General features: G+C 67.2%; 6 protein-coding genes and 1 pseudogene. 2 read left to right on the top strand and 5 right to left on the bottom strand.

The annotated features are described in order from the left end of the window. The 5 genes and pseudogenes from BMW87_RS20305 to BMW87_RS20290 form a co-directional block, all read right to left on the bottom strand. Nucleotides 1–669, bottom strand: a 669-nt coding sequence (locus BMW87_RS20305; protein ID WP_143062599.1) for a dienelactone hydrolase family protein, incomplete at its 3' end; no start/stop codon positions are given. A gap of 46 nt (nucleotides 670–715) precedes the next feature. Then, nucleotides 716–1,240, bottom strand: a complete 525-nt coding sequence (locus BMW87_RS35525) for a flavin reductase family protein (RefSeq protein ID WP_256216852.1) — start codon at nucleotides 1,238–1,240, stop codon at nucleotides 716–718. After that, nucleotides 1,214–2,449: pseudogene (locus BMW87_RS35750) on the bottom strand (styrene monooxygenase/indole monooxygenase family protein); the annotation flags it as partial. The pseudogene BMW87_RS35750 and the gene BMW87_RS35525, both read right to left, overlap by 27 nt. A 14-nt stretch (nucleotides 2,450–2,463) precedes the next feature. Then, entirely contained in the window at nucleotides 2,464–3,702 is a 1,239-nt protein-coding gene (locus tag BMW87_RS20295; RefSeq protein WP_093078267.1) for a styrene monooxygenase/indole monooxygenase family protein, read from the bottom strand. Nucleotides 3,703–3,730: 28 nt separating this feature from the next. Continuing rightward, nucleotides 3,731–4,522, bottom strand: coding sequence for an SDR family oxidoreductase (locus BMW87_RS20290; RefSeq protein ID WP_093078265.1), 792 nt, complete (start codon nucleotides 4,520–4,522; stop codon nucleotides 3,731–3,733). 178 nt (nucleotides 4,523–4,700) lie between these two features. Between BMW87_RS20290 and BMW87_RS20285 the strand changes: the two genes are divergently transcribed. Then, the gene (locus BMW87_RS20285; RefSeq protein ID WP_093078263.1) at nucleotides 4,701–5,708 is read left to right on the top strand and encodes an AraC family transcriptional regulator; all 1,008 of its coding nucleotides are present in this window, start codon (nucleotides 4,701–4,703) and stop codon (nucleotides 5,706–5,708) included. A 191-nt stretch (nucleotides 5,709–5,899) separates the two neighbouring features. Further along, a complete protein-coding gene (locus tag BMW87_RS20280) occupies nucleotides 5,900–6,682 on the top strand; it encodes a GntR family transcriptional regulator (protein WP_093078261.1) in 783 nt (260 codons plus the stop codon). Nucleotides 6,683–6,688: the final 6 nt, after the last annotated feature.

The following is a 6,688-nucleotide window of genomic DNA, read 5'->3' as shown; positions in this document are numbered from 1 at the left end:
CGAGGGCTTGTGGAAGTGCTCGCCGCCTGCGCGTGCGAAGGCGTGGTCCATGCCGGGGTACACGTACAGCGAGACACCGGGCCGGCCCCGGAGCGTGGCGACGATGCGGTCGCGCGCCTCGGGTGGGCAGAACTTGTCGAGCTCTGCGATGTGCAGCGTGAGCGGGCGCTTGATCTTGTCGGCCTCGTCGAGCGCGGCGTCGATGCCCACGCCGTAGTAGCCGACGGCAACGTCCGCATCGGTGCGGCAGGCCGCCAGGTAGGCCAGCTTGCCGCCCAGGCAGAAGCCGAGCACGCCTACTTTGGCGTCCTGCACTTCGGGGCGCTGGCGCAATGCGCTGATCGAGGCCTGCATGTCCTCCATACCCTTGGCCTCGTCGAAGCCGCCGTAGAGCGCGAAGGCGCGTTGCCAGTCGTCTGGCGAGTAACCCAGCTCCACGTTCGGCTCCTGCCGCCAGAACAGGTCGGGCACGAGCACCACGTAGCCCTCCTCGGCGTAGTAGTCGGCCACCTCGCGCATCGTGTGATTGACGCCGAAGATTTCCTGCGCGAGCACCAGGCCGGGGCCGCTGCCCGAGCTCGGCACGGCGAGGTAGCCGCTGAAACTGCCGCAGCCGTCGGTGGCCTGGATGCGGATGTGGTGCGTGGCGTCGGGCGCTTTTTCCTGCATGTGAACTGCTCCGTTCAAGGGTTGGATGATGGTGCGGGCCGTGCGCTCATTGCACGCATTCCGGATGTCGCGTGGTCACCTGGTAGTAGCCCGAATGAAAGACCAGCGGCTCGCCGTCGAAGCGGTCGTAGCGCTCGACTTCGCCGATGAAGATCAGGTGGTCGCCGCCGTCGTACTGCTTCACGTTGCGGCAGATGAACCGGGCGATGACGCCACTCAGCAACGGCACGCCAGCCGTGTCTTCGCAGCAGTCCACCCCCCCGAACTTGTCCGCCTGCGGCGTCGAGAACTGCCGCGACAGGTGGTGTTGATGTGCCGCCAGCACATTGATCGCGAAGTGGCTGGCGCCGGTGAAGTCGGCCACGCTCGGCGCCTGCCGGGCCAGGCTCCACAGCACCAGCGGCGGGTCCAGCGAGACCGAAGAGAACGAATTGGCGGTCATGCCCACGCGACGGCCGTCGAGGGCCCGGGTCGTGATGACGGTCACGCCGGTGGTGAACTGTCCGAGGGCCTTGCGAAGGTCGCGTCGGTCGAAGCGGTCGACAACCGCCTCGCGCGCCCGGGTTTCCAGAAAACGGTCTGCCTCGACGCCATCGAACCACCAGGGCGCGAAGATGCGCGGATCATCGAAGCCGTTGACGATGGTGCTCGCAACCGCAGGCATGTGGGTGGCGCTTTGCAGCAGCTTCAGCAGGTGCGGCTTCGGCGGCGCGAGCAGGCTGTTCGTCCAGTCGGTGGCCCAGCGGGCATAGCCTTCCCAGTAACGGTCGAAAGTCTCCTGCATCCACGCGGCGTCGAACGGTGCGTCGCCGTGCTCGAGGATCCGCTTCAGGTAGATGTCGGCGCACTTGGCCGCGTTGTTGGCGCCCTGGCCAGTGATCGGATCGTTGAGCACCACCACGTCGGCCAGCCCCAGCACCCTGCGCCCCGAAGGCAGCGTCGCCACCGGCTTGCGCACCGTCGGCGCGAAGCGGCCCGCGAGGATGCCGTTGTCGTCGGTCAACTCGATGTTCGTGCAGCGTTCCGCTTCCCACGGCAGGAAGGTGTCGAGAATCCACTTGCTGCGCGCGAGGTGTTCCTGCGGCGTCTTCACATCGGTCCAGCAGTCCATCGGGCCACCGGGCACGCCTTCGAACACCATGATCTCGCAGGGCCCCGTCGTGGTCAGCGCCGGGAACACGAAGTACTCGCCCACGCCGGGAATGAGGTTGAAGCACACGGCCGAGTACGGCTCGCGCGGCTTCATCCCCTTCACATAAGTCAGCGCCAGTGCGCGCTGAGGTCGATCGAATGGCGAGCGCTCCGTGTCGCGCTCGAACAATTGCGAGATCTCGCCCTTGCCGCTTGCAACGACCACGAGATCGTGGGTTGCGGCGCAAGCCTCCAGCGCATCGAGCCCCACCTCCTGCAGCACGAGCCGCCCGCCGCGCTTCTCGAACTCCGCCATCCAGGCGGGTATCTTGAGCCGCTGGTCGATCGACTGCGCAGGCCCGTCGAGCCTCGCGCTCCATTCGAGGGCCTTGCCACCTTCCGGGTTGCGCACCGTCATTCCGATGCCTTCCACCGGTGGGCACTCGCCTCCCCACCAGTCCAGCGCCAGCTCGCGCTCGGTCTGCAGCGCGGTCTCGAACATGCACTGGCTGGACATCACCGGCCCTTCGAAAATCTCCCTCGCTGTGCGGTTCGAAAGAACCGTCACCTCGTGCCCCGCGCGCTGCAGGCCGAGCGCGAGCTGCAGGCCGGACTGTCCGGCGCCGACGATGGCCACGCGTCGCTTCATGCGTTCGCTCCAGGCTATGCGACGGACGCGCAGGTTTCGATGTAGCGGTCTGCCTCCGCGGGGTCCGCGAACCACGGGAAGAATGTGCGCGGATCGTCGAACCCGTTGGCGAAGGCACTGCCCAGCGGCGGCATCGCGCCAGCGGTGCCGAGCAGCTTGAGTACATGGGGCGGCGGCGGTGCGAGCAGCATGTTGGTCCACTGCGTGACCCATTGCGCGTAGCCGAACCAGTAGCGGTCGAAGGTCTGCTGCATCCACGCGGCATCGGCCGCGCCATCTCCGCGCGCGAGGATGCTCTTGAGGTACGTGTCGGCGCACTTGGCCGCGTTGTTGGAACCTTGCCCCGTGATCGGGTCGTTGAGCACCACCACGTCGGCCAGACCCAGCACCTTGCGCCCCGAGGGCAATGTCGCGATCGGCTTACGGACCGTCGGCGCGAAGCGGCCCGCGAGGATGCCGTTGTCGTCGGTCAACTCGATGTTCGTGCAGCGCTCGGCCTCCCATGGCGTGAAGGTGTCCAAGATCCATTGGCTGCGCGCAAGGTGTTCCTGCGGCGTCTTCACGTCCGACCAGCAGTCCATCGGGCCACCGGGCACGCCTTCGAACACCATGATCTCGCAGGGCCCCGTAGTGGTCAGCGCCGGGAACACGAAGTACTCGCCCACGCCGGGAATCAGGTTGAAGCACACGGCCGAGTACGGCTCGCGCGGCTTCATCCCCTTCACGTAGGTCAGCGCCAGTGCACGCTGCGGCTTGTCGAAGCTCGACTTGTGCGCGTCGCGCTCGAAGAGCTTCGAGATCTCGCCCTTGCCGCTGGCCACCAGCGTGAGGTCGTGGCTTTGCGTACAGGCCTCGAGCTCGTCGATGCCCGCATCCTTGAAGACGAGTTCGCCGCCCTTCTTCTGGAACTCGTCCATCCAGGCCGGGATCTTGACGCGCTGGTCGACCGACTGGGCGCTCGAATTCAGCCGTGCGACCCAGTCGATGGCCTTGGCCCCCTTCTGCTCGGGATGCGGCACGGCCAGCCCGATGCCGTCCACCGTGGGACAGTCGTGCGCCCAGAGATCCAGGCCCAGGTCGCGCTCGATCTGCAGCGAGGTGTGGAACATGCACTGGCTCGACATGACCTTGCCGTGGCGGATGTCTTCGCCCGTGCGGTTGCTGAACATCGTGACCTCGTAGCCTGCCGCGAGCAGTCCGAGACCCAGTTGCAGGCCCGACTGGCCCGCGCCGACGATGGCGATTCGCTTCATTGCTTGCTCCTTGATGCTCCGTTCGGAGCTAGTCCATCAACTTGGGAATGGCGGGCACGGCCTGCTCGGGGCCCATGGCGGCATAGCCGCCGTCCACCGCGTAATCGGCGCCGGTCACGAAGCTCGCGTGGTCCGAGCAGAGGAACAGCACCACCTGCGCCACCTCGTCCGGGTCGCCGACGCGCCCAAGCAGATGGAAAGGCGCGGCCACGCGGTCGGTCTTGGCGCGGTCACCGCCGCTCAGGCGCTCCATCACGGCCGACCATGTCCAGCCCGGCGACACGCTGTTCACGCGGATGCCATCCGGCGCCAGGTCCATCGCCATGTTGCGGGTGAGCTGCGCCATCGCGGCCTTGCTCACCGGATAGAGCCAGCGCCCCGTCTGCGCCACGCGCGACGAGATGCTCGTGAAATTGACCACCGCCCCGCCGCCGGCCGCCACCATGTGCGGGTGCACGGCCTGCAGCATCGCCACCGCGCTCGCCACGTTCACGTTGAACGACGTGAGCCAGTCGGCGCGTGGCGACTTGAAGCCGTCGTCCACATACGAGCACGCAAGGTTCACGAGAAAGTGCACGCCGCCGTGCTGCGCGGCCGCCTGCGCCACGCAGGCCTGCACTTGCGCGTCGTCGGTGATGTCGGTGCGCACGAAGCGCACGCCGGAGCCGAGTGAATCGGCCAGTGCCTGGCCGTTGACGGCATCGATATCGGCGACAACGACCTTCACGCCGGCCGCGTGCAGCGCGCGCACCACGCCGGCGCCTATCAGTGTGGAGCCACCGGTGACGATGGCGCTCCTGCCTTCGAGTCCCTTGAACATGACGCTTGCTCTCCTCGGTTGATCGGGCAGGCCGGCTGGCCTGTGGGGCGAACGTTATGAGCAAGCAGGCGTTCGGCGAATCCCGCAAACGCAGGCCCTGTCCCTGGCGCGCAGGTTTTTGTCGAGGGGTGATCCGAATTGTGGGTGGGGATGGTTTTTGCTAGGGTGACTGCGCCCCATGGAAACCGTCACGACCCCACCGCTGCCGCTGCAGCGCTACCGGCTTTTCGAGAGCCACGACATGGACGAGGCCCGTGAAAGCGTGGCCCGCGTGTTCTGTCCGCACGGCCTGGTCATGCTGCGACCCCGCACCGAACTCGACGCCTGCCACCACAGCGCGCGGCTGCATCGGGACGTGAGCCTCAATTACGTGCAGTACGGCCCCGGCGTGCAGATCGACCCCGGCTACCTGCAGGATTTCTTCCTGTTGCAGATCCCGTTGCGCGGCGGCGCCGAGATCCACTGCGGCGCGCAGCACGTGGAAGCGACGCCCCGTCTCGCATCGCTGCCCTCGCCCACCGAACCGCTGTCGATGCGCTGGGCCGACGACAGCCCGCACCTGATCGTCCGGCTGGCGCGCTCGGCGCTGCTCTCGCGGCTCGAGTCGCTGCTGCAGGCCTCCGTCAGGCAGGCCCTGGTGTTCGATCTGGGCGTGCCGCTGGACAACCCCGCGCTGGCGCCGGTGGTGCATTTCATCGACTATCTGCGGCTCACGCTCGACGCCGGCAACACGCTGCAGGCCGGCGGCCCTTTGGCCGAGCATGCCGAGGCGTACCTGATGGCGAGCCTGCTGATGTCGGCGGGGCACAACCATTCGCGCGCCCTGGCCGGCGAAGCGCAGCGCAGCCTGCTGCCGCGCGTGGTCCGCAGGGCGCAGGAATACATGGCAGCCCATGCCGATGAGCCGCTGTCGCTGGCCGACGTCTGCCGCGAAGTCGGCTGCAGTGCGCGCGCGCTGCAGCTGGCGTTTCGCCAGCACGCGGGCCAGGGGCCGATGGAGTTTCTGCGCGAGATCAGGCTCGACCGGGCGCGGGCCGAGTTGCTGGCATCGGCCGGCGTCGTCGCAGTCGGCGTGCGAGAGGTGGCGCAGAAGTACGGCTTTCTTCATTTGGGCCACTTCGCGGCGCAATACCGCGCCCGCTTCGGCGAGCGGCCGTCCGAGACTCGGGCATCGCGCGCCTTCTGATGCGGGCGGGGGGCCGACGCTTGCCCGGTGCCTGCCTCCCCCACCCTGTTCGATGCCCCCGCTTCGTCGAGGGTCTGAAACGCCGCATCGACGGTGCGCGATTCCACCAGTCTGGCCCGAGACCCATCTCGATCTCAAATGTCCCATTGACAGAACATTGAAACTGCAAAAACATCAAAGGCATGTCGCAAATGCCTTTGCCCAAATATCACCAGATCTACTTGGTCCTGCGTGAACAGTTGCACGAAGGGCGTTTCGCGGAGGGCCTGCCCGGCGAGCTCGCGCTCATGGCGCAATTCGGTGTGGCGCGCGTCACGGTGCGCCGCGCACTCGAACAGCTGTCTTCCGAAGGCCTGATCGCGCGCAACCCCGGCCGCCGCACGCGTGCCCTGCCACCGCCGGTCAGCGGTGAGAGCCCCGGCACCAAGGGCATGGAACGCGCCAATCTGCGCGGCCTGCTCGAGAACCTGGTCACCATGGGCCTGCACACCTCGGTCAAGGTCATCGAGGTCGCGACCATCACCGCCTCCACCCAGGTGGCCGAGGCGCTGCAGCTGCAGCACGGCGACCCGGTGCAGAAAGCCGTACGCGTGCGTTCCACCAAGGAGGGCCCGCTCTCGCACATCACCACCTACGTGCCCGACACGATCGCGCGCCGCTTCGGCCGCCGCGAGCTGTCGAAGAAGCCCATCCTCGTGCTGCTCGAGGAGTCGGGCGTCAAGGTGGGCCGCGCGCATCAGACCATCTCCGCGCGCCTGGCCGACAACGTTCTTGCACAGCACCTTCATGTCTCGGTCGGCTCGGCCCTGCTCGCGGTGCGCCGCCTGATCTACGACGAAGACGAGCGGCCCGTGCAATGGCTGCACGGCCTCTATCGCCCCGATCGCTACACCTACGAGATGCAGCTCTCCCGCGTGGGCAGCATCGACGCGAAGGTGTGGGTCAGCAAAGACGTGTCAGCCCAGTTCAACTGAAGAGAA

The organism is Variovorax sp. OV084, assembly GCF_900111625.1.
In the GTDB taxonomy this organism is placed as follows: domain Bacteria; phylum Pseudomonadota; class Gammaproteobacteria; order Burkholderiales; family Burkholderiaceae_C; genus Variovorax.
Note: the sequence above shows the minus strand (reverse complement) of the source record. Positions and strands in the feature narration are given on the sequence as shown.